This is a genomic window from Thiothrix sp. UBA5583 (assembly GCA_002425225.1).
GTDB classification, from domain to species: Bacteria; Pseudomonadota; Gammaproteobacteria; order Thiotrichales; family Thiotrichaceae; genus Thiothrix; species Thiothrix moscowensis.
Genome location: DILV01000037.1, coordinates 14,069 through 37,171 on the forward strand (window position 1 = coordinate 14,069; position 23,103 = coordinate 37,171).

The 23,103-nt window shown below is 52.4% G+C and carries 27 protein-coding genes; 10 read left to right on the top strand and 17 right to left on the bottom strand.

The features are described 5' to 3' along the window. A partial coding sequence (locus tag B2U47_RS15380; protein ID WP_296688445.1) for a hypothetical protein occupies window positions 1–328 on the top strand: 328 nt, incomplete at its 5' end. 192 nt (window positions 329–520) lie between these two features. Here B2U47_RS15380 and thiO read toward each other — a convergent pair. Beyond that, complete coding sequence (gene thiO / locus B2U47_RS15385; protein WP_296680449.1) at window positions 521–1,645, bottom strand: glycine oxidase ThiO; 1,125 nt, start codon at window positions 1,643–1,645, stop codon at window positions 521–523. 83 nt (window positions 1,646–1,728) lie between these two features. After that, the gene (locus B2U47_RS15390) at window positions 1,729–3,330 is read right to left on the bottom strand and encodes a tetratricopeptide repeat protein (RefSeq protein ID WP_296680451.1); all 1,602 of its coding nucleotides are present in this window, start codon (window positions 3,328–3,330) and stop codon (window positions 1,729–1,731) included. 327 nt (window positions 3,331–3,657) lie between these two features. On the opposite strand from B2U47_RS15390, the gene B2U47_RS15395 reads away from it, so the two are divergent. Both B2U47_RS15395 and B2U47_RS15400 read left to right on the top strand, forming a co-directional pair. Further along, window positions 3,658–4,965: a hypothetical protein gene (locus tag B2U47_RS15395; RefSeq protein ID WP_296688447.1), complete on the top strand. Its 1,308-nt coding sequence runs from the start codon at window positions 3,658–3,660 to the stop codon at window positions 4,963–4,965. 254 nt (window positions 4,966–5,219) lie between these two features. Further along, on the top strand, window positions 5,220–5,792 hold the full coding sequence (locus B2U47_RS15400) for a septal ring lytic transglycosylase RlpA family protein (RefSeq protein WP_296680456.1): 573 nt from the start codon (window positions 5,220–5,222) through the stop codon (window positions 5,790–5,792). 121 nt (window positions 5,793–5,913) lie between these two features. On the opposite strand, the gene B2U47_RS15405 is transcribed toward B2U47_RS15400, so the two are convergent. The 4 genes from B2U47_RS15405 to B2U47_RS15420 all read right to left on the bottom strand — a co-directional run bounded on the left by B2U47_RS15405 (window position 5,914) and on the right by B2U47_RS15420 (window position 8,308). Further along, the gene (locus B2U47_RS15405) at window positions 5,914–6,678 is read right to left on the bottom strand and encodes a DNA-binding domain-containing protein (RefSeq protein ID WP_296680459.1); all 765 of its coding nucleotides are present in this window, start codon (window positions 6,676–6,678) and stop codon (window positions 5,914–5,916) included. After that, complete coding sequence (locus B2U47_RS15410; protein ID WP_296680462.1) at window positions 6,665–7,486, bottom strand: DUF692 domain-containing protein; 822 nt, start codon at window positions 7,484–7,486, stop codon at window positions 6,665–6,667. Before B2U47_RS15410 ends, B2U47_RS15405 begins: the two co-directional genes overlap by 14 nt. A 3-nt stretch (window positions 7,487–7,489) precedes the next feature. Next, complete coding sequence (locus tag B2U47_RS15415) at window positions 7,490–7,759, bottom strand: DUF2282 domain-containing protein (protein WP_296680466.1); 270 nt, start codon at window positions 7,757–7,759, stop codon at window positions 7,490–7,492. Window positions 7,760–7,828: 69 nt separating this feature from the next. Then, window positions 7,829–8,308, bottom strand: a complete 480-nt coding sequence (locus B2U47_RS15420) for a DoxX family protein (RefSeq protein WP_296680470.1) — start codon at window positions 8,306–8,308, stop codon at window positions 7,829–7,831. A 156-nt stretch (window positions 8,309–8,464) separates the two neighbouring features. On the opposite strand from B2U47_RS15420, the gene B2U47_RS15425 reads away from it, so the two are divergent. The 4 genes from B2U47_RS15425 (at window position 8,465) to B2U47_RS15440 (ending at window position 11,015) form a co-directional block, all read left to right on the top strand. Next, the gene (locus tag B2U47_RS15425) at window positions 8,465–9,007 is read left to right on the top strand and encodes a sigma-70 family RNA polymerase sigma factor (protein WP_296680474.1); all 543 of its coding nucleotides are present in this window, start codon (window positions 8,465–8,467) and stop codon (window positions 9,005–9,007) included. Continuing rightward, a complete protein-coding gene (locus tag B2U47_RS15430) occupies window positions 9,004–9,711 on the top strand; it encodes an anti-sigma factor (protein ID WP_296680476.1) in 708 nt (235 codons plus the stop codon). The genes B2U47_RS15425 and B2U47_RS15430 overlap by 4 nt, the downstream gene beginning before the upstream one ends. A gap of 132 nt (window positions 9,712–9,843) precedes the next feature. Next, a complete protein-coding gene (locus B2U47_RS15435) occupies window positions 9,844–10,314 on the top strand; it encodes a hypothetical protein (RefSeq protein ID WP_296680478.1) in 471 nt (156 codons plus the stop codon). A 14-nt stretch (window positions 10,315–10,328) separates the two neighbouring features. Continuing rightward, entirely contained in the window at window positions 10,329–11,015 is a 687-nt protein-coding gene (locus B2U47_RS15440) for a hypothetical protein (protein ID WP_296680481.1), read from the top strand. Window positions 11,016–11,017: 2 nt separating this feature from the next. On the opposite strand, the gene trmB is transcribed toward B2U47_RS15440, so the two are convergent. From trmB to B2U47_RS15495, 11 genes are all read right to left on the bottom strand, one after another. Beyond that, window positions 11,018–11,707, bottom strand: coding sequence for a tRNA (guanosine(46)-N7)-methyltransferase TrmB (trmB, locus tag B2U47_RS15445; protein WP_296680486.1), 690 nt, complete (start codon window positions 11,705–11,707; stop codon window positions 11,018–11,020). 3 nt (window positions 11,708–11,710) lie between these two features. Continuing rightward, window positions 11,711–12,493: a thiazole synthase gene (locus B2U47_RS15450; RefSeq protein ID WP_296680489.1), complete on the bottom strand. Its 783-nt coding sequence runs from the start codon at window positions 12,491–12,493 to the stop codon at window positions 11,711–11,713. A gap of 19 nt (window positions 12,494–12,512) precedes the next feature. Further along, the gene (gene thiS, locus B2U47_RS15455) at window positions 12,513–12,713 is read right to left on the bottom strand and encodes a sulfur carrier protein ThiS (protein ID WP_296683830.1); all 201 of its coding nucleotides are present in this window, start codon (window positions 12,711–12,713) and stop codon (window positions 12,513–12,515) included. Window positions 12,714–12,768: 55 nt separating this feature from the next. Further along, window positions 12,769–15,126 carry a hybrid sensor histidine kinase/response regulator gene (locus tag B2U47_RS15460; RefSeq protein WP_296680499.1) on the bottom strand — a complete coding sequence of 786 codons (2,358 nt, stop codon included), beginning with the start codon at window positions 15,124–15,126 and terminating at the stop codon, window positions 12,769–12,771. A 162-nt stretch (window positions 15,127–15,288) separates the two neighbouring features. Then, window positions 15,289–15,561, bottom strand: coding sequence for a hypothetical protein (locus B2U47_RS15465; protein ID WP_296680501.1), 273 nt, complete (start codon window positions 15,559–15,561; stop codon window positions 15,289–15,291). Between the two features lie 141 nt (window positions 15,562–15,702). Beyond that, window positions 15,703–16,017: a hypothetical protein gene (locus B2U47_RS15470; protein ID WP_296680504.1), complete on the bottom strand. Its 315-nt coding sequence runs from the start codon at window positions 16,015–16,017 to the stop codon at window positions 15,703–15,705. Window positions 16,018–16,025: 8 nt separating this feature from the next. Continuing rightward, window positions 16,026–16,709, bottom strand: a complete 684-nt coding sequence (locus B2U47_RS15475; protein ID WP_296680506.1) for a response regulator transcription factor — start codon at window positions 16,707–16,709, stop codon at window positions 16,026–16,028. A gap of 122 nt (window positions 16,710–16,831) precedes the next feature. Further along, on the bottom strand, window positions 16,832–18,031 hold the full coding sequence (locus B2U47_RS15480) for an ABC transporter permease (RefSeq protein WP_296680509.1): 1,200 nt from the start codon (window positions 18,029–18,031) through the stop codon (window positions 16,832–16,834). 2 nt (window positions 18,032–18,033) lie between these two features. Next, window positions 18,034–19,239: an ABC transporter permease gene (locus B2U47_RS15485; RefSeq protein ID WP_296680512.1), complete on the bottom strand. Its 1,206-nt coding sequence runs from the start codon at window positions 19,237–19,239 to the stop codon at window positions 18,034–18,036. Continuing rightward, the gene (locus B2U47_RS15490) at window positions 19,236–19,922 is read right to left on the bottom strand and encodes an ABC transporter ATP-binding protein (RefSeq protein ID WP_296680515.1); all 687 of its coding nucleotides are present in this window, start codon (window positions 19,920–19,922) and stop codon (window positions 19,236–19,238) included. Before B2U47_RS15490 ends, B2U47_RS15485 begins: the two co-directional genes overlap by 4 nt. Then, the gene (locus B2U47_RS15495) at window positions 19,912–21,060 is read right to left on the bottom strand and encodes an efflux RND transporter periplasmic adaptor subunit (protein ID WP_296680518.1); all 1,149 of its coding nucleotides are present in this window, start codon (window positions 21,058–21,060) and stop codon (window positions 19,912–19,914) included. The genes B2U47_RS15490 and B2U47_RS15495 overlap by 11 nt, the downstream gene beginning before the upstream one ends. 100 nt (window positions 21,061–21,160) lie before the next feature. On the opposite strand from B2U47_RS15495, the gene B2U47_RS15500 reads away from it, so the two are divergent. The 3 genes from B2U47_RS15500 to B2U47_RS15510 all read left to right on the top strand — a co-directional run bounded on the left by B2U47_RS15500 (window position 21,161) and on the right by B2U47_RS15510 (window position 23,075). Beyond that, complete coding sequence (locus B2U47_RS15500) at window positions 21,161–21,679, top strand: DUF4279 domain-containing protein (RefSeq protein WP_296680521.1); 519 nt, start codon at window positions 21,161–21,163, stop codon at window positions 21,677–21,679. Between the two features lie 122 nt (window positions 21,680–21,801). Continuing rightward, window positions 21,802–22,254: a hypothetical protein gene (locus tag B2U47_RS15505; protein ID WP_296680524.1), complete on the top strand. Its 453-nt coding sequence runs from the start codon at window positions 21,802–21,804 to the stop codon at window positions 22,252–22,254. A 164-nt stretch (window positions 22,255–22,418) separates the two neighbouring features. After that, window positions 22,419–23,075, top strand: coding sequence for a hypothetical protein (locus tag B2U47_RS15510; RefSeq protein ID WP_296680527.1), 657 nt, complete (start codon window positions 22,419–22,421; stop codon window positions 23,073–23,075). Window positions 23,076–23,103: the final 28 nt, after the last annotated feature.

The following is a 23,103-nucleotide window of genomic DNA, read 5'->3' on the forward strand; positions in this document are numbered from 1 at the left end:
TGAGAAGCTCGGCGATGTGCGCGAGAAAGCGGTGACGATGGGTCAGATCGCCGACATCCTGCAAGCCCGTGGTCAACTCGACGAGGCGCTCAACATTCGCCAGACACAGCAGCTACCCGTCTATGAGAAGCTCGGCGATGTGCGCTCGCTACTGGTTGGGCGTGCCAAACTTGCGATGCTGCTGTGGCAAATGGATGCAGCCGCCAACGCCCCCCGCGTGCAGGAATTGCTATGCCTTGCCCTGACCGATGCGCGGCGTTTGCGCATCCCCGAAGCCGGAATCATCGAAAATATCCTCTCGCAAATGGGCTTATCCTGCGACCAATAAAACCCCTCTTGCCCCCTTCCCCCCTTGCGGGGGAAGGGCTGGGGATGGGGGGGAATATAACTCGCCCTAGAGGGTACTCTCCTTTGCCAAAGCGACAGTCGTTCAGCGCCGACTTGCGTACCATCCGCCAAGCCGCGAGCCTGCCGCCATCGACCTGGGAGTGCAGATTTGCCGGGGGATTGTTAACTGCGTTTACACCCACTCTGCCGTCGGCGTGCGCTCTGCATTCAGACGGTAAGGGGTCGGGTCAATGAGTGGCGTCTTGCCGATGATCATGTCCGCCAGCATTTGTGCCGATGCCAGCCCCATGGTCACACCGTAACGGTAATGCCCGGCATTGACATACAGCCCGGTAATGTCAGGATGTTCACCAATGTACGGCACGCCATCCGGTGAGCCGGGACGCAAGCCACTCCAGTGATTGAGGATGGGTAAGCCTTGCAGGGCAGGCACAACCCGGCAAGCCGTCTCCAGCAGGTCTTGCGCCACTTCGGGGGTAGTGCGCTTGTCAAAACCATTCATTTCCAGGGTGGAACCGCACAGGATGCGCCCATCCTTACGCGGGATCAGGTAACGCCCCTCATGCAACACGATCCGTTTCAACAGGTCACGCGCACCCCGCACCAGGATCATTTGCCCCATGACTGGGCGTATGTTGACGTTGACCGCCTGCATTTCAGGGAATTGCCCAGTCCACGCCCCTCCGGCGAGGATGACCTTGTTGGCATGGAATAATTCATCACCAAGATAAACACCTGTTATGCGCCCGTCATTGCTCGCCAGCCGGGTAACGCGGGTAAATTCGGCCAGGGTAATGGGTAATAGACGCAGGCTGGTGCGCAAAGCATCGGCAATGCGCGGGTTCCGCATTTGTGCCACATCCGGCAGGAACAGGCCGCTGTGGAAATCCTCCGCCAGTTGCGGCTCGCAAGCGTGCAGTGCTTGGCTATCCGCCAGGTGTTGCAGGTTTGCCCCGCAGCGGTCTGCCCATGCCCGTGCAGCGGCAAGGTCGGTATCATCGGTGAATACCAGCCCGGAAGGTAGCCATTGCGGGTCAATATCGGTTTCGGTTTTGATCTGCTGGCACAGTGCCCGGTAATGTTGTTGCCCGTATTGCGACAGGGTGGTAATCGCCGGGTGGTAGTGCCATGGGTAAAGCGGGGAAAGGATGCCGCCCCCCGCCCAGGTGGATTCGCTACCGAGTTGGCCTTGATCGACCAGCATGACATCCAGCCCTGCCTGATGCAGGAAACGGGTTGTGAGCATTCCGATAATGCCACCACCGACAACGATCACCTCTTTTACCGCAGTTTTCATGCCATCCATCTTTAGCAACCAGGGGGCTTAAAGTATACGGGAGAGGCTGCAACAGCTTCCAGCCATGAATGCGCGTAAGGTGATCATGGCAGTGGCATTGGTGGCATGGTAATGCCATTGTCATCATCACAGCGGGCAGAGGGACGCGGCCCGGTCAGACGGTGCTGGATGCTGGCCCACAAGCCACTGGCAGCCTGCTTGCTGGCAGCATACGCTTGTGAAGCATGGTCAACGGATTGACTGATGGTCTGGACGCAGCCCTGACAGTCATCCATACGGCAATGGTTGGTCATTTTGCCGAATGTTTCCCAGCCTCCCAGTTCCTGAAGACCGCAGGGTATATTGGCTAGCCGGATGAATTCCCCGCGCCGGAAATAGAACAGGCAGGGGATCGTGCGCAACGGGTCGGGGTGGTTGGAGTTCAGGCCGGAAACATCCCGCAGCAGGTTGAATGCCTGTTCCCAGTGCCCCAATGCACACAGGCCGACTGCCATCAAATGTCCGCCTGCACCATCAAGCGGGTTGATGCTGCGGGCGGTTTCAATTTCGACCCGTCCCATTTCCAGGTCGCCCCGGTGATAGCATTCCAGGGCGAAAATGCTGTGTGCCAAGGCATTGCCTGGGTTCAGCTCCACCGCTCGTAGCGCCAGTTTGTGCCACAAGGTTTCCAGCGGTGAACCCGGATCCAGCCCGAACATATAGGCGTACAGGCACAAGACAGCATAATGCAGGTGTGCGAGGGCATCATCATGGTAGCTTTGCGTGCGTATCTGGCAGGCTTGCAGGAATGGGGTGATGTCGCCGTGAGCGGGGTTTTCCTGGATAAAGCTGACGTGTTCCACCAGTACCTGATGGTAAGAGGGGATAGTCTCCTGAGCTTTCCAGTAACAGCTCCAGTAGGACAGGGCTACCCCCCGGTGCAGACTGAAGACTTCGAGGATCAGTTGTCCGAATACCGCCTCAAGCTCTTGCTGGGAATGGTGTTGCGGCAACAGCAGGGTATCCGCCCAGACCGTTTCCCGGTTGAGCGTATGGAACAGGCTGAAACGGATGGTGAAGTTGCTACGCCCGGTTTCGGCAGTGCATTGCAGCAGGAAATCAGCCTGATGGTTGCGCCAGGCGTATTCCAGATCGTCAGAAGGGTGGCGGGAAGCATGATCGGCATTTGCCAGCGCGATGCTGATTTCCCGCAAATGCCCCAGCGTGCGTGGTAACACGGAGCGCATGTTGTACAGCAGGTTACGCAAGGTATCATCACGTATCAGGGAAGGGTTCTGGCAATTGATATAAACCCTGGGGCCGAGGGACTGGATGCTTTTAGGCTCGAACAATTCCGCTGCCAGCGGCGAAGACAGTGAAACCTGTTCAATGACTGGCTGATAACTGCCGACAGGTAACACGATCCGGTATTTGCTGTGCCTGCCTTCGGTTGCGTAATACTCTTCCAGCAACTTGCGTACCCGGCCTGCTTCCACCCGCACGGCAGGATTTTCGGTGGGGCAATAGTCTTCGGGCTTGCCGAGGGCTTCCACTGCAATCGCATACTGGGTAATTTTTTCACCGCGTCCAGCCAGCATTTCGCTGCTGATGTAAGCCAGAAAATTGCTGGCCTGCTTTTTGTTAAAGAATAACCGGCTGCCTAATATTTGGCGTAACTCACTCGCCAGGAAATCTGTTTCTTCCATTAAAAATCCTTTTCCCCCTTGGCATGGCGGATGCCTCCGACCCTCATCACAACCGGATGAATTTCTAATGTTTGCATGAAATAAACACACTCAACAAGTGCGTATTTGTAACAGGCTGTCAATAAAAATTATCTAATCAATAATATTTATATTTATTTCAGGCAACTAACGTGACACGGCTCATGCTTGCCCTGATGCAAGCGTGCAGTTTTTTCCGAGAAAAATAAGGTTTCATGTTACGGGTAACGCAACTGTCATACTTTGATCCTGTGAAGTAAGGGCTAAGATGCCGACCTCAGTTAGTACAGGGCTATATTGAGGGAAACAATGATGCAACCGCCAACCACCATTGCTGGTTACAGGACACTGGAAGGCCGTTATGCCTTGCTGGAATGCCTGGTCGTTTCCGGCATCGGCAACATTTATCGGGGGCGTGACCTGACGCAAGCGCAGTCACGCGGTATGGATTCACGCATACTGGTTCACCTGTTGCCCAACAGTCTGGATCATGTGCCACTGGAAAGCCTGTTTCAGCAACTGACCCAAAGTACCCGGCAACTGGCACTCGACTGGATTATGCCAGCCCGTACTTATGGGCAGGATGGCGACACCCGTTACATTGTTATGGATAGTCCGATTGGTGAAACAGTCATCAGTCTGGCGCGACAACTGCATAACCACAACAGCTTGCTGGCTCGCCAGCTTCAGCGGCAGATGCGCCCGTTGCAACGACAGGGGTACGTCAGGCAGAGCATTGACCCGGCTTTGGTGGTCAGCTCGCACGAAAACAGCTTATACCTGCTGTCAACAGCACTGTCACCGCAGATGCAGAGCCTCCAGTCATCGGCGATACCCCTGTCTGGCAAGCGAAAAACCCTTTACATGATACTGGCTGGCTTGGGTTTTGGCTTGTTAACTACCCTAAGTGCGGTGGCTGCCAGTTACCTGTTTGAGCCAGCTCCTGCTTCCAGGGTTGTCATTACTACTGAAGATCCTGAACCGGCGACCAGCAACATGCCATCTATCCAGTTGGCAACGTTGATGCCAGCAGCACCGCCTGTTACTACCTCACCTGTTATCCTGCCGCTGAGCAACAGCGACCGGGTAGCCACCAGTTCCCCGGTACAAGCAGTACTGGCTACTCCACCCGTTGCTGACACGCCCGAGAAAGCAGGCGGCAAGGTAATGCCTGTTTCTACTGAAAAATCTTCCAGACGAGAACCTGTTGTCAAGCCACCTGCCACCACGGAAAAAAAACTGTCGAAACCGGCTCAGCCATCTGCTCCAGCAGAGATGCCTACCACCGAAATGGTTGAATTTGCAACAGAGAGTCCGGGTATTCTGGAACTGGCGCAACAGGCAGATGCCGCCATTCAGGCGGGTAACTATGGAAAAGCTCTAAATTTGACCCGCCAGTTGCGTGATGTCTCCCGTTTGCATCCCAATGTCAAACATCTGGGTCATGCCATTGTCTCGCATTACCACCAGCAAGCCAGAGCGGCATTGCAAGTCGCTGATGCTGATAGCGCACAGCAAAAGCTGGCAACTTCCCTTGGTATCATTCGTGAGTTCAATCTGGTCTCATTCAATAGCGCCCAGACGGTACTGGAGCATAAAGCCGCCTCATTGCGCTGATTTTACCGCTGATAAAACCCACATTTACTTCCCTATCCTGACCGCTAGTCGCGTCTATCGGCAGGATGGGGAGTAGTCCTTACCGCTTATCGTCCATTTTCCGGCTTTTTTCTACCGTTTATCCCTACCTGAAGACCATTCATTCCGGTTATCGCCACGGTTTTTCCGCTTGTCCCCATTAGTCGTTTTAATCGAACCTCTTTATGTGAATATGAAACTCATCAGGCAACAACAACAAAAGAGAGATCGAAACCATGAAAAATCATAACAAAACCAGATTCTTAACTACTTCCGCCGGTGCTGTGCTGGTGTTCTTCCAACTGGTATTTGCCACCGCATCTGCCGATTATCGTGGTTACTGGGTTGATGCCGTGCGTAACTATCAGGGTGAACCAACGGCTTATCATTATCCCGAGCAACCAGCCGCTTATCAGGATTACGGTTATATGCAGGAGCCTGTCTGGCAAGAGCCAGCCTATCTGCCACCTGTGGAAGTTGCCCCACAGCATGATGACAATTTTGCGCCAGCAGGTCGTCCGCTGAGCGTTGGCAAAGCATCTTATTATGGCAACCAGTACAACGGTCGCCCAACTGCTAGCGGTGAAACTTACAATATGCATGACATGACGGCAGCACACCCTGATCTGCCATTTGGTACACCGATCCGTGTCACCAATCTGCAAAACGGTCGTTCCGTGATGGTACGTGTCAATGACCGTGGCCCTTTCAAACCGGGTCGGGTGGTGGATGTGTCATTGGCCGCTGCCGAACAACTCGGGTTGATCCTTCACGGTACTGCCGAAGTGCAAGTAGAGGTACTGGGCTGATTGTTGCCAACGCTTTTCTCTCGACTCTCTTTGTAGATGGACTTCGCCGGGTGTATGCCCGGCTTTTTTTTGTTTGTTTTGAGGGCATGAAAAAACCGATGGTTGCCGTATTAAACGGCCGCTACTCAAACGACAGCAACCAACCCTGTCGGATTGCTGTCATCAATAACGCGGGTAACTGTTCCTGAAACTGCTCAGCCAATTCAGGAAATGTTACCCGCTGCTGTATAGCAGTGAGAAACGCCCACTCAGATTGGCTTAACAATACCTGTTGTAAACGCCGCCCCGTCCGCCACACCAGCACAGTCGTTGGCTGTTGTAACTCGATGCGCTCCAACAGCAGTTTTTCGGAGTGATCTTCCGGCTGATGTGCCAACCACACCGCATGAATCGCGTAATCTGACTGCAATAAGCACGCAGAATTAGGCGTATGCAGCGTCAGGCTTTCCTGTTGCACTTCATCCAAACCTGCCAATTGGGCAAAGTCGGATGGAGCTTGGTTAACCGCATTCCATGCCTGATGCCGTGCCCATTCCAAATGCGCTACGTCGGCTATCCACGGCATACCGCTTAATGACGGATGCTGGAGCAGAAACGCCGCAAACCCAGCCCCGTATTCCGCAAGAAAGGGGCGAGTAGGCGGTGACTGGTCAATATAACGGTCACTGGCTGCCTCAAAAAATGCCTCGCCTAGCAATTGCTGGCATACCGGATACAACGAACCAAGGTATTGCAACAAAATGCCGTGGACGCTGTTACGGTAAATACCGACCCGCTGCACCGCATCCAGTGCGCCATGCGATTTGACCAAGATGGCAGCCGCTTCACGTTTGTCACGGTCAAAAATAGCCTCCATCAAACGGTGTTGGAGTTCAGGCAAAGACATGGGCTTGCACCTTTGCCGCTTTGTGGGCTTCTGCGAGCAAGGTATCCAGTTCCGGCACATTATTATCCCACTCGATCAGGGTTGGAATAGCACCAAAACGTTGGATAGCAGCGGCATACAATGCCCACACTGCGTCACTAACGGGGTAGCCATGCGTATCCAATAAGTGCGTACCACGGTCTTCGTAACCGGCAAGGTGTATTTCCCGCACCCGCTCCACCGGAATCGCATTCAAATAAGCCAACGGATCAAAATCATGGTTACAGGCACTGACGTAAATATTGTTCACATCCAGCAAAATGTCACAGTCCGCCTCTTCTGCCACCGCACACAGGAAATCCCATTCACTCAGGGCGGATTGTTGGTATTGCAAGTAGCTGGAAACGTTTTCAATCAACAAGCGGCGTTCCAACAGTTCCTGCGCTTGACGGATACGTTGCGCGGCATGGCGGATGGTTTCCTCGGTGTAAGGCAAGGGAATCAGGTCGTGTGTGACTAACCCGTGAACCGATGTCCAGCACAAATGGTCGGAAATCCACACGGGATTCACCCGCTCTACCAGTGCTTTAACACGGCTAAAGTATTCAGTATCCAGCGGGTCGGTCGAGCCTAATGACATACCAACCCCGTGGAATGTAAGCGGATAATGTTCCGCAATGTCGAGCAAATAATCCTGCTGCACACTACCAGGCAGCAGGTAGTTATCGGTTAAAATCTCCAGCCAAGGAATAGGCGGCTTGCGATCCACGATCTGGTCGATGTGCTGGAAACGCAAGCCAATGCCACAACCTTGAACTGGATGCTTCATGGCTTAACCTTTTTTGTCATCAACCACTGTACCGCCAGTGATTTTCTCGCAAGTGCCTTTCGGAACCTTGATCCACTCATTCGGGTCATTGTCCACTTTGGCTTGACCGGCACAGGCATGACCGTTTGCACCACAATCATTCATCCCGGCTTTGACAATACCGGAACATTTTTCCATTTCCATTTTTTCTTCGCCTGCTGACAATGTGCCGGAAGCGGCTGCCATACCCAATGCCATCAATGCTGCTGCCATGACTTGCTTATTCATGTTCATGAGAAAACTCCTTCATACTCTTTAAATAAATTTGCGTTATTCCCTGTCAGTCTTGTGCCAGGTATTGGGTTATACGTGACGGTTGCGAGCTTGGATGCGCCCTGTTAGCAAATAATCGAGAGAAAACTTGCCGGGGCCAAATACAAACACTGTCCAAAGCATTGCGCCCCAGAAAACGTGTTGCCAGAAACCACCCGCACCTTCAATCGTGAACAAATAAGGGTAAGAAATTACCGCGACAATATTAAATACAAACAATGCTAATGCCGCCGGGCGGGTCAATAAACCCAATGCCAGCAATACCGGTAAAATCAATTCAGCCGCTGTTCCCAGATAAGCGGCTATTTCAGGTGATAACAACGGCACGTTGTACTCGTCTTCAAACAAATACACGGTACTCGACCAACTTTGAATCTTGGTCAACCCAGATGCAAAAAACACCCATGCGACATATATCCGAAAACCCAGTAACGTCAGTGGTTTTATGAGCCAGTCCAACGGCCAGCACTCACCCATGAGAAAGCCGGATAATGTAATAGATGGTTTCATCGAGAACTCCTTGATCATCTTGTCGTAACTACTATGATGTACGCGGTAAGTCGCAGTACAGATGCAGACAAGCGGAAACCTGTCTACAATCGGTTTCCCTGTGTGGCGTGCATCCAACAGCAACCAGCCAACGTATAAGAATGCAGAAGGAACATCATGGAACTACTGAACGAATTGCTGCAACGCAGCGGTCAGGGTGATGCAACTGCCTTCCGGCAACTGTATGACACGGCTTCCCCGCGTCTGTTTGCCCTGTGTAAACGCCTGCTGCGGGATGAAGCACTCGCCGAAGATGTCTTGCAGGAAGGTTTTGTGAAAATCTGGCATCACGCCGCACAATTTGCAGCCAGCAAAGCCAGTGCCATGACCTGGATGACCACGATTGTGCGTAATCAGGCACTCGACAAACTGCGTCAGAGGCAAAGTCGCCCAACGATTGCTGAGGACGTGGAATACGAAACCTTGGAATTTGCCTCGCTTGCACCAGAGCCAGATGCCCTGCAACAAAGCGGTGAAGATGCCGAGCGACTGCTGCACTGCTTGGAACAGCTTAAGCCAGAACAGCGCGAATGTATCCTGCAAGCCTTCTATCACGGGCAAACGCATGAGGAACTTGCCCACTCTTTAGCAAAACCGCTAGGCACAGTGAAAGCGTGGATACGGCGTGGATTGGAACAGTTAAGGGGGTGCTTGCAATGAAGCGTTACCAAAACCCAGACATTTTTGAACACCTGGCGATGTCCTACGCACTTGGCACGTTACAAGGCAAGGCACGCCTGCGCTTTGAAAAACTGATGGGCAAACACCTTTACCTGCGGGCTGTTACTCACGCTTACCAACAGCAATTTGCCCCATTAGCCAACTTATTGCCAGCAGAACAACCACCGGCACGGGTGTGGAATGCCATCAGTAAGGAATTACAGTTGGGTAAAACCACTGCCCGGCAAAAAAGCTGGCTGGCAGGGTTGTGGCGTTATGTGCCGGTCGCCGCTGTTGCCTCGATTGCCGCATCCGCCGTGACCGTATTGCTGTTGAACACTGGCAATCAGCCCAGTGTTTACATGGCGAACATGAAATCCCCGCTACAGCAGGACAAAATGATGGTGGCAATGGTCTATCAGGAAACCATGGAAATTGCCTTCGACATGCCTACTGGCGCATTGCCGGTCAAAGACGACATGATGCCAACGGTATGGTGCATTCCTAAAGACAGCACCCAGCCGCCAATGCGCATGGGTACACTGACCGCCAAAGGTGAAAACCGGATGCCGATTGACAAGGCAACCTGGAAAACCATGGCGAATATCAGCCAGTTTGCTATCAGTCTCGAACCGATGGATAAACCACCCAGCGATACTCCGCAAGGTGAGGTCATTTTCAACGGGGAGCTTGCCGCGCTGTAAGTTCCCCCGTTTTTGGCTGATAAAAGCCTTACGGAACTTGGTTTCTTGCCTTAAGTCATTGCGCAGCGTATCGGCTGGCCCTACGCTGTTGGCACAAAAACAGCAACGTTCATTCCGCTAGAGATAAACTGCATGTCAGATCTTGTTTTTTATTACCAAAACCGTTTGCCGTGTGCTGCATTCGCGATACTGGAGGCCGCCATCAAGGAACACGGTGAACATGAGCTAACCTCCACTTTTGATGAGTTCAGGGTTGATCAGTATGTGCTGGCAGATTCCGCTACCTCACGGATTGTCGCGATCGACTTCGACAATACCATTACCGCCGACCCCGAGTTTTACCTGGCGCTGATCAAGGTTTACCGTGAAAGTGGCTGGGAACCGATTGTGTGTACCTTGCGCGATAACATGGATGACAACCTGCTGGAAATACGCGAAAAACTCCAGGGTGACGGGATGCGGATCTACACCACCGATGGTAGGAAAAAACGGGCTTTCATGCTTCATCAGGGCATCAGCGTCGGCCTCTGGATTGATGACTATTTTCCGGGAATCATCCAGTTCGGCTCGCCGCTGCTCCTCAGAAACGGCATTGAATACTAAGATGAGTACTAGCAATGGAACCACAACTCGACTCTAGCAAAGAAATACTGGACTGTTTTCTTAGCGGCAAATTCAAGCGCATGGACTGCCCACAGTGTGAAAACACCTTCCTCACCAAAGTCTACGAAATGAAGTGCTTTGATGCAGGCAAGAAACTCAGCATCAAATGCGCCGAGTGCAAGCGCAACTTCACCGCTGACACCGACAGCGAATCATGGCGCAATTACGTTATCCTTGAAAAACAGTCGCTGGGGTTGGAATACTTCATGGATGCCATCCGGCAATCCGGGCTGCAAAACGTCCCGTTTGTGCGCCGCGTCGGGGTACTGGATGACGATGGCAAACCACTTGACCCCACCTGTATCCACCTGTTCAGCTTTGAAGAACCGGACTACCGCATCATCTACGTGATGGAACGGCTGGAACACCTGAGCGAAGCCGATTCCGCCTTTTTCACCGAACACGTCCACGAAATCGACTGGATGGAACAGGAAGACCGCCTCAAGGTGTGGAGTTACGTTGCCGAGCGCTACGGTGCGGCACTGGCGGAAGACATGCGCAAGCTATGTCTGTATTACCGCGAGCATAGGAAATACCTCAACTGGGATTTACACGGCGACAACCTGATGCGCAGTATCGCGGATGGCAGGATTGTGGTGATGGATCCGTTTGCGCCGAAAATGGGCGATTACATGGAATAAGCTCAACCGCACTTCTGGTACAGTAAATCCCACACTCCATGCCCCAGTTTCAGACCACGGTTTTCAAACCGGGTCAGGGGGCGCTCGTCCGGGCGCGGGGAATAGGGCGGGTTGCTGGCAAGGTTGCGGAACTCGCTGCTGGTTTGCATCACTGTTGCCATGTGCTCCGCATAGTTTTCCCAGTCGGTCGCCATGTGGAATACACCGCCGTTACACAAGCGTGAAGCAATCAGCGTGACGAAACCTGGCTGCACAATCCGCCGCTTGTGGTGCTTGGTCTTGTGCCAGGGGTCGGGGAAGAACAGTTGTACCCGGTCGAGTGACCCTGCTGGAATGCGCTGTTGTAGAATGTCGATCGCATCGGAATTCATCACCCTGACGTTCTGTAAACCCTGCTCACCGATCAGTTTGAGCAAATGACCAACACCGGGCGTATGCACTTCGATCCCGATGAAATCGCGTTCTGGCGCGGCTTGTGCCATTTGTGCCAGTGAGCCGCCGTTGCCGAAACCGATTTCCAGTGTGACGGGCGCAACCCGCCCGAACAGGGCTGGTAAATCCAGCAGCGACTCACCTTTGTCAATGCCGAACAGCGGCCACAGGTTCGCCAATGCTTCTTCCTGCCCTTTGGTCACACGCCCCTGGCGCAGGACGAAGCTCTTGATGGTGCGGGGATACTCTACGCGCTGCATGGCTTAAAAAAACGTCCCGTCAATTGGCGAAGAAGCAGAGGCATAACGCTTGCGCGGCATCCTCCCTGCCAGAAACGCTTCACGCCCGGCAATAATGGCGTGTTTCATCGCGGAAGCCATCAATACCGGGTTTTTCGCCCCGGCAATCGCGGTATTCATCAGCACACCATCACAGCCCATTTCCATCGCAATCGCAGCGTCGGAAGCCGTGCCCACGCCTGCATCAACCAGCACCGGCACCTTGGCGTTTTCGATGATTTCGATGATGTTGTAAGGGTTGCGGATGCCGAGGCCGGAACCAATCGGTGCTGCCAGCGGCATCACCGCCACGCAGCCGATTTCCTCAAGCTGGCGGGCAATCAGCGGGTCATCGCTGGTGTAGACCATCACGTCGAAACCGTCTTTCACCAGGATTTCTGCGGCTTTCAGGGTCTGGATAGTATCGGGGTACAGGGTTTTGGCATCACCCAGTACTTCCAGCTTGACCAGCTTGTGACCATCGAGCAGTTCACGCGCCAGACGGCAGGTACGTACAGCATCATCCACGTTGTAACATCCGGCGGTGTTGGGCAGCAGGGTGTACTTGTCGAGTGGAATGACATCCAGCAGGTTGGGTTCATCCTTGTTCTGTCCGATGTTGGTGCGGCGGATGGCAACTGTGATGATTTGTGCGCCGCTGACTTCGGTCGCAGCTTTGGTTTCAGCCAAATCCTTGTATTTGCCAGTGCCGACCAGCAGGCGGGAAGAATATTGCTTGCCTGCAATGGTGAGGGTGTCGTTTTGCATGTTACTGTGATTCCTTGTTTTAACCGCCGCCGATGGCGTGGACGATTTCTACCGTGTCATGAGGGTTGAGGACGCAACTATCAAACTGGCTGCGTGAAACCAGCTCCTGATTGATTTCGACTGCCAGCCGCTTGTCTTGCAGTTCAAGGATGACCAGCAACTGCGCCACCGTGGTGTCTGCCGGTATGATGTGGGGCGTGCCGTTGACGAGTATTTCCATCATGCTGTCCGGGTGGATTATGAAAGCGGTATTACATCACAAGCAGGCGGGGCTGTCAGTGCTTCTTTGGTGGCAGCCAATGGCGCAACAGCCTGCGCAGTTGCTCCAGATCAATGGGTTTGGTCAGGTAATCGTTCATGCCTGCGTCAAAGCAGCGTTCGCGTTCACCGCTAATGGCATGGGCAGTCAGGGCAATGATCGGCAGGGTGGTAAAACGTGCTTCTGCCCGGATGCGCCGGGTGGTTTCATAGCCGTCCATCTCCGGCATACTCACATCCATGAAGACCAGATCGAAACAAAGCTGGTGAAGTTGGTGGATGGCTGCTGTGCCGCTATTGGCAGTTGTTACCTGCGCCCCCAGCATGGTCAGGATTTCCCTGCCGAAGAACAGGTTCATTTCGTCGTCATCGACCAGCAGGATACGGGATACCTCCCCGCAGGTTAAAGAAAATCCTCCCATCCTCCGCTCGTCAGGGGTGGGGCATTCTTGCACGACAGTGGCAGAGGCGATTGGGTGGTCAACATAAGTTTCTTCCGGCATTGCCAACGGGAATTCCAGCGTAAAGAAAAAACGGCTGCCTTTCTGCGGGGCGCTTTCCAGTTCCAGTGAGCCACCCATCAGTTCTACCAACTTGCGGCTGATGGCAAGCCCCAGCCCTGTACCACCGTAGTGGCGGGTGGTGCTGGATTGTGCCTGGGTAAACGGTTCAAACAAGTCTTCTTGCTGTTGTGGCGACAGCCCCATGCCCGTGTCAGTCACGGCAAAATGTAGCCAGACATGTTCTGCGGTGGATGCAGGCAAGACCTCACGGATAAACAGGGTGACTTGCCCCCGTTCGGTAAACTTGATGGCATTATCCAGCAGGTTGAGTAATACCTGTGACAGCCGGGTCGGGTCGCCCACCAACAGGGTTTGGTCTGGAAAGCCGCTTTCGATGAGGAAACCTATGCCTTTGCGTTGGGCTTGCCCGTCTAACAGTTTGTGCAGGTTCAGGTGTATGTCTTGCAGGGTGAAACGGCAGTGTTCCAGTGTCATTTGCGGGCTTTCGATCCGTGACAAATCCAGGATGTCGTTGATCAAGTTGAGCATATGCCGGGATGAGGTTTCCAGTCGGTCGACGTAATCCTGCTGTTGTGGGGTAAGAGGGGTTTGCTGCAACAGGGTACTGCTGCTGATGACGGCATTCATCGGTGTGCGCAATTCGTGGCTCATGGTGGTAAGAAATTCACCCTTGGCGCGGCTGACCGCTTCTGCACGTTGCCCTTGTTCGCGCAAAACCCGGATGCGTTCCGATTGTGTCAATGACAGGAGTATCGCAAAACACAGGAGGCCTACGTGCAGCAGATCAACGGTTGGCGGCCAGTAATCAATGATACCGAGGGAAACCAGAATAACAGGGATGGTACATATCAGCAGTACCAAAAACGCCCACATAAAGCTACGCGCTTCACTGACATTGCGCCGGTAAAGAGTAACTGTAGAAAAACTAACTAGAATCAGCAGTATCGCTCCCAGTATTCCCAGCATCAAGTCAGCAAAAAGTACCAGAGGCGCTGCCGGTATCAGCAGCAAACTGATCCAAAATACCCAGCGTATCAGGTAGGCCATACAGGGAAGTCGTGTGGGCAGATTCATCAAGTGATAGAAAAAACTGGCTCCACTGGCGATAGCCAGCAAGGGGAAAATGGTGCTCCATGCCCGCCAGTTTTCAGCCAAGCGGGGAATGTGGTTGGATACCCCTGTCAACTGAGCGAGTTCCATCCCCAGTGCCAGAATAAAAAAACTCAGGCTCAAAAAACTGGGTTCCCAAAGCCTGACAAAGGTCAACAGGTTGTAGATTGCCAATGCCAGCAAGCCACCCAAGATGAAGCCATAGAACAAATAGTCCTTGTAGGCCGCACTCATCATGGACTCTTGCGAGCTGAAATAAACACCGAACGACAATGGCCCATAGGCGTTTTTGATTCTGACCCAGACAGTGTGCGGCTGCCTGTCCGGCAAATCCAGACGGAACGCATTCAGGCGTGAATCAGCAAACCGGGGCAATGGGACAACGGTGTTTGAGGGTGAGTTCACATAGACCTGAATATCCCGTCCGGCCTGGTCATTGGACAGGAGCAGATACCAGGTTTGCTGTGACGAGTGATTGGCGACCTGAAACTTTCCCCACCATGCTGAGGTAGTGTAACCAATCTGGGGGTCACGTACCCAACCCCACTGAAAACGGCTGTCTGGCAGGGTCACTAATGCCTGCACGGGCAAACCGTTGACAGGCTCCTGCATAATGCCAATGTGTGGGTGCGCATCAATCTTGCTGGTTATATCTGTCAACTCCAGCATGGTGGGCTGGGCATACACAACCTGAAAAATGGACAATAAGCAAAACAACAGGATGGAGACGCGCAACAACAAGATTCAGTTTTCCATGGAAAATAACTGACTGGAATTATAGGCGCTGAGTGCCAGAAAAAAACCAGCCCCGCCTGTTGAGGGGTAGACGAGGCTGATTACAGAGGAAGCGAAAAAGTGGCTTGACCCATTAGAAATTGGCGCATAAAGCCAAGCCACGCAAACTTATTTGTAACGCTGCTGATGCTTATACCAGACATATTCCACCAGACTTTGCAGTCTGACGAAGGTCTCGCTTTTCAGCAAGTGGGCGTACAAGGCTTGATGTACCACTTGCAAACCTTGTCCATTGGGTGTCAGGGAGTACATGCCCCCCGACCCGCCCGATGCATCCCCAATCTGGTATTCATCAACCGGTTTGGACAATGCGCTGGCAGGCTGAACCACTAGCGCTGTGGCTATAAATATACCACCCAACAAGCAATGCCTTTTTAACATTTTTATGTACCTGCAAATTCTTGTTCGTTTGTTGATCATTTATTATGAATGCAAGATTAACGCAGTCAGCAATGCTTGTAACCTGAAAAATTGTAAAAAATTGTAACAACTCCGCTGCTAGCCGATGAACGGCAAGTTGTGCTAATCACCTGATAAGAAGATTCTTATTTCCTGATGGGCATGAGTCAGTTTTTGCTCTAGTCCCTGTAAAAAGTTTTCATTTTGCAGCGCAGCATTGTGGTCTGATTTTATTTTATATAAATCGTCCAGCAAATCAGCCGATGCATATAAATGGATAGTTCCCTTCAACCGGTGTGCGCAAGTTGCCGCTGCCTGCCAGTTGCCAGAGCGCAGATGTGCCAGCAATTCTGTGCTGCGCTCCTCAAACTGTGGCAGGACAAAAGTCAGAAACCGGCGGGTTCCTTCTTCTCCAAGGGTTTCAAGCAGGGCATTCATGGGGGAAATCACGGGGTAAAGCGATAACCTTTGCGCCAGACAGTATGCAAATGGCGCGGATTGCTCAGGTCAGCTTCCAGTTTTTTACGCAGGCGGTTGATACGCATGTCGATACTACGATCCAGCGGCGCATGGTCATTACCGTGCAAGGCGTGGGAAATGGCATCACGTGACAGGATTTTGCCGGGATGCTGACAGAAAAAATGCAACAATTGGTTGTCCAGCGAGGTTAGCTTGACAACCCCACCCTTACTGAGCAGCAATTCCCGTTCAGGATCAAACAGATGCTCGCCAATTCTGAGAGTGCCATGACTAGTGGTGGGATAGCCGTACAGGATATTGCGAATACGGATCAGCAATTCCTTGGGATGAAAGGGTTTGGTCAGGTAATCGCTGGCTCCCAGTTCCAACCCACGCAGGCGGTCAATGGCGTTACCCTGCGCTGACAGAACCAGAACCGGCAATTGGGGATAAACCGTCTTCAGGTGCTTGAGCCAATAAAGCCCACTTTTACCGGGTAAAACAATATCCAGAACTACAAGTGCCGGTGAGTATGCGTACAGGTAATCCTCGATCTTATCCCCGTTGGCAATACCTTGCACGGCAAAACCGTGCAGCGGCAAATATTCCTCCAGCAATTTTTGCAGGACACTATCATCGTCTACAATCAGGATGTTGCGTGAATCGTGCATTAATAAAAAATCAAAGGGTGCTGCCCGGCACAAGGTTGATGGGTGGGTTAAATTCTGGAAGGATTCTAGTAGTCGTTGTTTAAAAAAGAAAAAACAATTTTGTAACAACTTGTAACAAATGATTACTCATTGCGTAAAGCCTCAACAGGTGGCAAGGCTGATGCACGGCGTGCCGGGGCAAAGCCCGCCAGTAAACCGGTGGTAATGGCAATTATTTCAGCCAGAAATACATACAGCCAATCAATCTGCACCGGCATGGCAGGAATAGCGACATGTAGCAGCAGTGCAATGCCGATACCTGCCAGCATTCCGGCGATACCACCCAGTCCTGCCAGGGCTGCCGCTTCCAGCAGGAATAACCGGGTCACTTGCCGCCGCGATGCCCCCAGTGCCCGCAACAGACCGATTTCACCCGTCCGTTCGTTGACTGCAATGCTCATGATGGTGAGGATGCCGACCCCGCCCACCAGCAGGGAAATGCTGCCAATCCCCGCCACCACCGCCTTGAGGATGTCGAGGATCGAACCCAGCGTTTTCAGCATGTCGGTCTGGCTGGTAATGGTGATGTCTTCCGTGCCGTGCCGCTGGATCAGTAAATCCCTGATTTGGCGGATGATACCTGCTTCATCTGCCCCGGCCTGATACAGCACGTCGATTTCCATCAAGCCTTCACGGTTGAACAGCGCCATGGCGCGTGCTACCGGGATGTAGACCGCATCATCCATGTCGAAACCGAGGATTTGCCCCTTGCTTTCCATCACGCCAATCACGCGGAAACGTTCCTGCCCGATACGGATATGCTGCCCCAGCGGATTTTGGTCGGGAAACAGTTCGCTGCGGATTTTCGCGCCGATAACTGCCAGATTACGCGCTTGCCGGGCGGATTCGACAGGCAGGAACACGCCGCTGGCAACCTGCAACTGCCAGGTTTGCGGGGTTTCGTGGTTCAACCCCAGCACGGTTGTCCAGCGGGTACGTTTGTCGGCTTCCACCGGAGAATTGCCCTGCACCACGGGTACTGCCGTTTGTACACCGGGAATGCGTCGCAAGCTGTCGGCATCGTCCAGTGACAAGGGGCGCACATTGCTGATCATCGCCCCCGATACCCCCAACGTACTGCTTTTGCCAGGGTTGATGGCAATGATGTGCGCCCCGAACTGGGTAAACTGCTGGAGGATGTATTGTTGTGCCCCGCTGCCCAGTGCTGTCAGCAACACCACAGCGGCAATGCCCACCGCAATACCGAGGGCGGTGAGGAAACTGCGCATCCGGCTGAAACGGATACTGGTGGTGGCAAGGTGCAGGTAGTCGCCCAATAGCATGATTACCTCCCTGACAAGGCAGCGACCGGATCAAGCCGCGCTGCCTGCCGTGCCGGAATGCTGCCAAACAGTAGGCCGGTCAGGAATGTCACCACCACCGAGGCAATCACTGCCCACCAGGGCGGCTGTACGCTGAAATCGGTCAACAACTGGTTGAGTGCGAATACGCCACCTAGCCCTAGCAGCAAACCGATGAAGCCACCGGCACTGGCCAGCAGGGTGGCTTCTGTCAGGAACAGGCGCAACACCTGGGTGGTGGGCGCACCCAGCGCTTTGAGCAGGCCGATTTCCGCCTTGCGCTGACTGACCGCGACCAGCATCACGTTCATGATCAGGATGCCCGCCACTACCAGGCTGATGGCGGCGATTCCCCCCAAGGCCCAGGTCAGGGCTGACAGGATGTTGTCGAATGTGCCAATCAGCGAATCCTGCGCAATGACCGTGATGTCGTCTTCGCCGTCATGCCGCTGGCGGATGATGGTTTCCACGTCACGTCTGGCTTGTGCCAGTTGTTCCTGACCCTGCGCGGTCACAATGATGCGGAATAGCGATGGAGCATTGAACAAATTGCGGGCGCTGGCAACCGGAATGATCACCATGTCGCTCATGTCCATGCCCAGCGATTGCCCCTTGCCTGCCAGCACCCCGATGACGCGGTAACGGGTTTGCCCGATGCGTACCCATTCGCCCAAAGCATTGCGGCTGGCGAACAGTTCTTTCCACACGGTTTCACCCAGCAGGCACACGGCAGCGGCAACACGCGGGTTGGTATCGGGCAGGCTTTGCCCACTTGCCAGCGTCAGTTGCCGCGCACTCAGCAAGGCGGGGGTGGAACCCATGATGGTGACTTCCCGTTCCAGCGAGCCGTAGGCAACCGGGGCAGCACCCACGATGATGGGCGCAACCTCCTTGATGGCTGGGCTACGGTACAGGGCAATCGCATCGTCCAGCGTCAGGTCACGCGGTGTTGTACCCAGCAAGGGTGGTGCGCCGCCGGTGGTTTCCGACCTGCCCGGCAACACGATCAGCAGGTTGGAACCCAGCCCCTGAAACTGGCTGATGACATACAACCGAGCACCTTCACCCAGCGAGGTCAGCAGGATGATGGCAGCCACACCAATGCACATTGCCAGCAGGATCAGGGCGGTGCGCCCCGGATAGGCCCGCAGGGCACGGTAGCTGAACTGGAGGGTGTCAGGCGGGGTCATGTTTCATCCTTCACGACCTTGCCATCCACCATGCGGATGCGGCGTCGTGCCCGCCCACCAATATTGGTGTCATGCGTGACCACAATCAGGGTAATGCCTTGCGCATTCAGCTCTTCAAGGATACGGATCACATCAGCACTGGAATGCGAATCGAGGTTGCCGGTTGGCTCATCTGCTAGCAACAGCGGGGCTTGCAGGATGGTGGCACGCGCAATCGCCACCCGTTGCTGTTGCCCGCCAGAAAGTTGTGCAGGACGATGGTCGGCGCGTTCCTGCAAACCCAGCCCCTGCAACACCTGCTGCACTTTGGCTCTGCGCTCGCTGGCAGGCATCCCCGCCAGTACCAGCGGTAGCTCCACATTTTCTGCTGCCGTCAAACGCGGAATCAGGTGGAATGACTGGAAAATGAAACCGATTTTCTCACGGCGTACCTGCGCCCGTGCCTCTTCCGCCAGCGTGGTCAGTTCGCGTCCCGCCAGTTGGTAGGAACCGGCATCGGTCTGATCCAGCAAGCCCAGCATGTTGAGCAGGGTGGACTTGCCGGAACCGGAAGGCCCCATCACACTGATGTAGTTACCGGCCTGAATATCCAGCGTTACATGATCGAGTGCATGAACTGTTTCGTCCCCCACCTGAAAGTTGCGGCACACCTCACGCAGTCGAATGAAGGGGTCACTGCTCATTCGCTGCTTCCTTGGCAACGGCTGCCACACCGTCAGCAATACCGGTCGCTCCCGGTGTGGTGACAATCTGCGCCCCTGCTTCCAGACCGCTGCTGACTTCGGTAAAGCTCCAGTTGCTCAGGCCAGTCTGGATTTTGCGCTTTGCCAGCTTGCCATCTGCCAGTACGTAAACATATTGCTTATCCAGCAGGGCTTCAGTGGGAATGCGCAATACATCCGGGTGGGTTTCGAGGATGATGTCCACATCCGCACTGTAGCCGACCAGCAAATCCTTGAAATCATCGGGGTGGTTGAAAGCCAGCTCGACTTCGACGGTACGCGCCTGTTTTTCCAGATCGACCACATAGGAACCGATGCGCATCACCTTGCCTGCAAATTCACGTCCGCGCCAGGCATCCAGGGTAATGCGGGCAGGCAAGGCGGGCTTGATCCGGGGGGCATCCACCTCGTCAATCGGCGCACTGACCATGAAGCAACCAGGCTCAATCAGATCCACCACCGGCAGGGTCTGGATGCCGGGTGGTGAAGGGGTAACGTATTCGTTGAGCTCGCCGTTGATGTCGGCAATCACCCCGGCAAACGGCGCGGTCAGGATGGTGCGTTCCAGTTGTGCCTGGGCAGCCTGCAACTGGGCATCCGCCAGCGTGACTTGTGCCTTGGCAGCCTTGCAGTTGGCTTCGGCAACTGAAGCCGCCGTATTAGCCTTGTCCAGTTCCTGGGGGGAAATGCTGGCAGACTGGCGCAAACGGCTGGAACGCTCGGCAACCCGGCGGGCTTCGGCAGCTTGCAGACAGGCAGCATCCTGCTGTTTGCTGGCGGCGGCTACCCCTTCGCGGGCAGCTTGCAGGCTGGCTTGCAGGTCGTTGTTCCACAGGCGCAGCAGCACATCCCCGCTCTTGACTTGCGCACCTTCGGCAAAGGGCAAGGCACTGATCTGCCCACCCATCGACGGCGACATTTTGGCACGGCGGCAGGCTTTGACGGTTCCGGCGCGGGTATTGGCAACCGTGGCTTCGACCGCACCACGGGTAACAGTGCCAACACTGACTTCCAGTGCGGCGGGATGCTGCTGTTGCCACCACCACCAGACAGCGACGGCAAGCACCAGCACAACAGGTAGGACACGGGACATACGCATACAGATACTCCTTTGCCCTTTTCATTATACTTCATACAAGACATTGTGCCTGAGCGGGGGATTGATTACCCTCACATCCGTCAACAACAGGAAGGATTTTGTGGATGAACCCGCTAACAATGCCTTGTTCAAGCACTCAAGGAATGGCAGAAAAAGAAGCCAGATTTGTTCAAAAAGAAAGTATATGATCTATCGGGACTTGATAAATATGTCAAATATTAGATCATACTTTCTAATATCAGGATTTGATATAAATCCTGAATTAATAACTAAAACTCTAGGAATAGAACCGACCGATGCCGCTACCAAAGGAACTAAAAAGAACAGAAAGCACCCGGCAGATGGAGAATTTATTGTTTTAGATAGCTATTGGGAGTTATATTCGCCGATCGAAAAGTCCTATAATATAGAAGACTACATTGATGACTTAATTGGTAAGATTTCGCCAATTTTACCACAGCTTGAAAAACTTAAGAGCGAATCAAGCACAATGTCATTATCTGTTATTATAGTAATAAAGATTCATCCAGAAGATTCTTTACCGGGATTATCACTCTGTCATAAAATGATGAGAATTCTATCGGATAACTCCATTAATCTAGTTATTGATATTGTGTAAAAGGGGGGCATGTTCTTCTTGTAGAGAACTGGAAGCTATCGCCGATAGGGGCTTCGAGATAAATAATCCTAACTTCAGCTTATCTAATTCACAACCGTTTTATGAAAATATCACCTATTGACATGCCTAGTTACTTACTAGGCTACTTAGAAGCCATGGCAGCGCTTAATAAAAACTATAACCAATATAGCTGTAAAACCGATTTATTGTTAGATGTAGACATCAATTGTGAGATTGATGTCATTATTGCAAAGATATATAAAGACATACCATTAACACCTATTCTACACAAAAGAGAAGTAGTACCTGATTGGTTGGAAATAGAAAAAAAGCTATCAGAAGATTTTTTACTGAAAGAACCGTTTTTCGATAACATTTCCAATGACATACTAACCAATAGAAGAAAATATTTATCTTTCAAAATAACAGATATTATTGAGTTTATATTTAATAATAGCGAGATACAAAAAACATATAAAGTCGCAGTAACTTTCATGGAAAATACAAGCACATGCTTGTGCTATTTGTTTTGCTGGAAAACCAATGTACTTGTTCTACAGTTTTGTGAATCATAAAGCAAAAAATTATCATTTTATAATTAATCCTATCAGTCCATTGGACAACTGCTCTAAATTTAAGAGCGATGGAGCAACCTACGCAGGTTATCATTGCGGATGGAATAAAAGCAAGATAGGGGATCACCCTGATGGTCATCCACATCTTCCGGGAGAGTCTCACCATGATTGCCCGCATCTCCATGTTTATGGTTCAAATGGTGAAAGCTTGGCAATTATTAAGTATAAAAGGAACTAACATGATCTTTTATGAAAAATGTAATTGTGATGACGAAATTCTAAAAGATAGGGATGATGTCATCTGCTTGTTTTATCATAGGGGTAGAGGATCTGATTTCAAATATGATCAAGGTGGATTTGAGTATCGAGAACACTTGCAGCTTGTCAAAGATGCTGTCTTACTAACAGATCAGGATGTAATTTTTATTAATGAAAAAAACGCATTCAGATCAAAGGGGAAGGAGGGATATACAATTCTTTCCCATAATATCAGTGGTGAGTTTAGTTCCGAATTGGAAGGTATAATGGAGTTTTTAAGAAAGCGAATGATTTCTCAGAAACGTGTTCAGAGAGGCTTGTCTCCTATTGATCTTGAAGAACCAAGTTTTTATAAGAAATGGTTATCGGTCAATTCTATAGATGAACAGGTCGACTTATTAGTAGAATATTGTGAATTTGTTTCAGTTGAACCTAGCTTTGGTGGTATATATGGTTCTCACTTTCTTATAGCTTCGCGAAATATAGAGAATGTTATCCAGTACACCATACCTCGATTACTGGGAGTACCGGATCATTCTATAGAACTACTAGATCAGGGCTAGGGCTTTCAGGGTGAAGAATTAATCACGA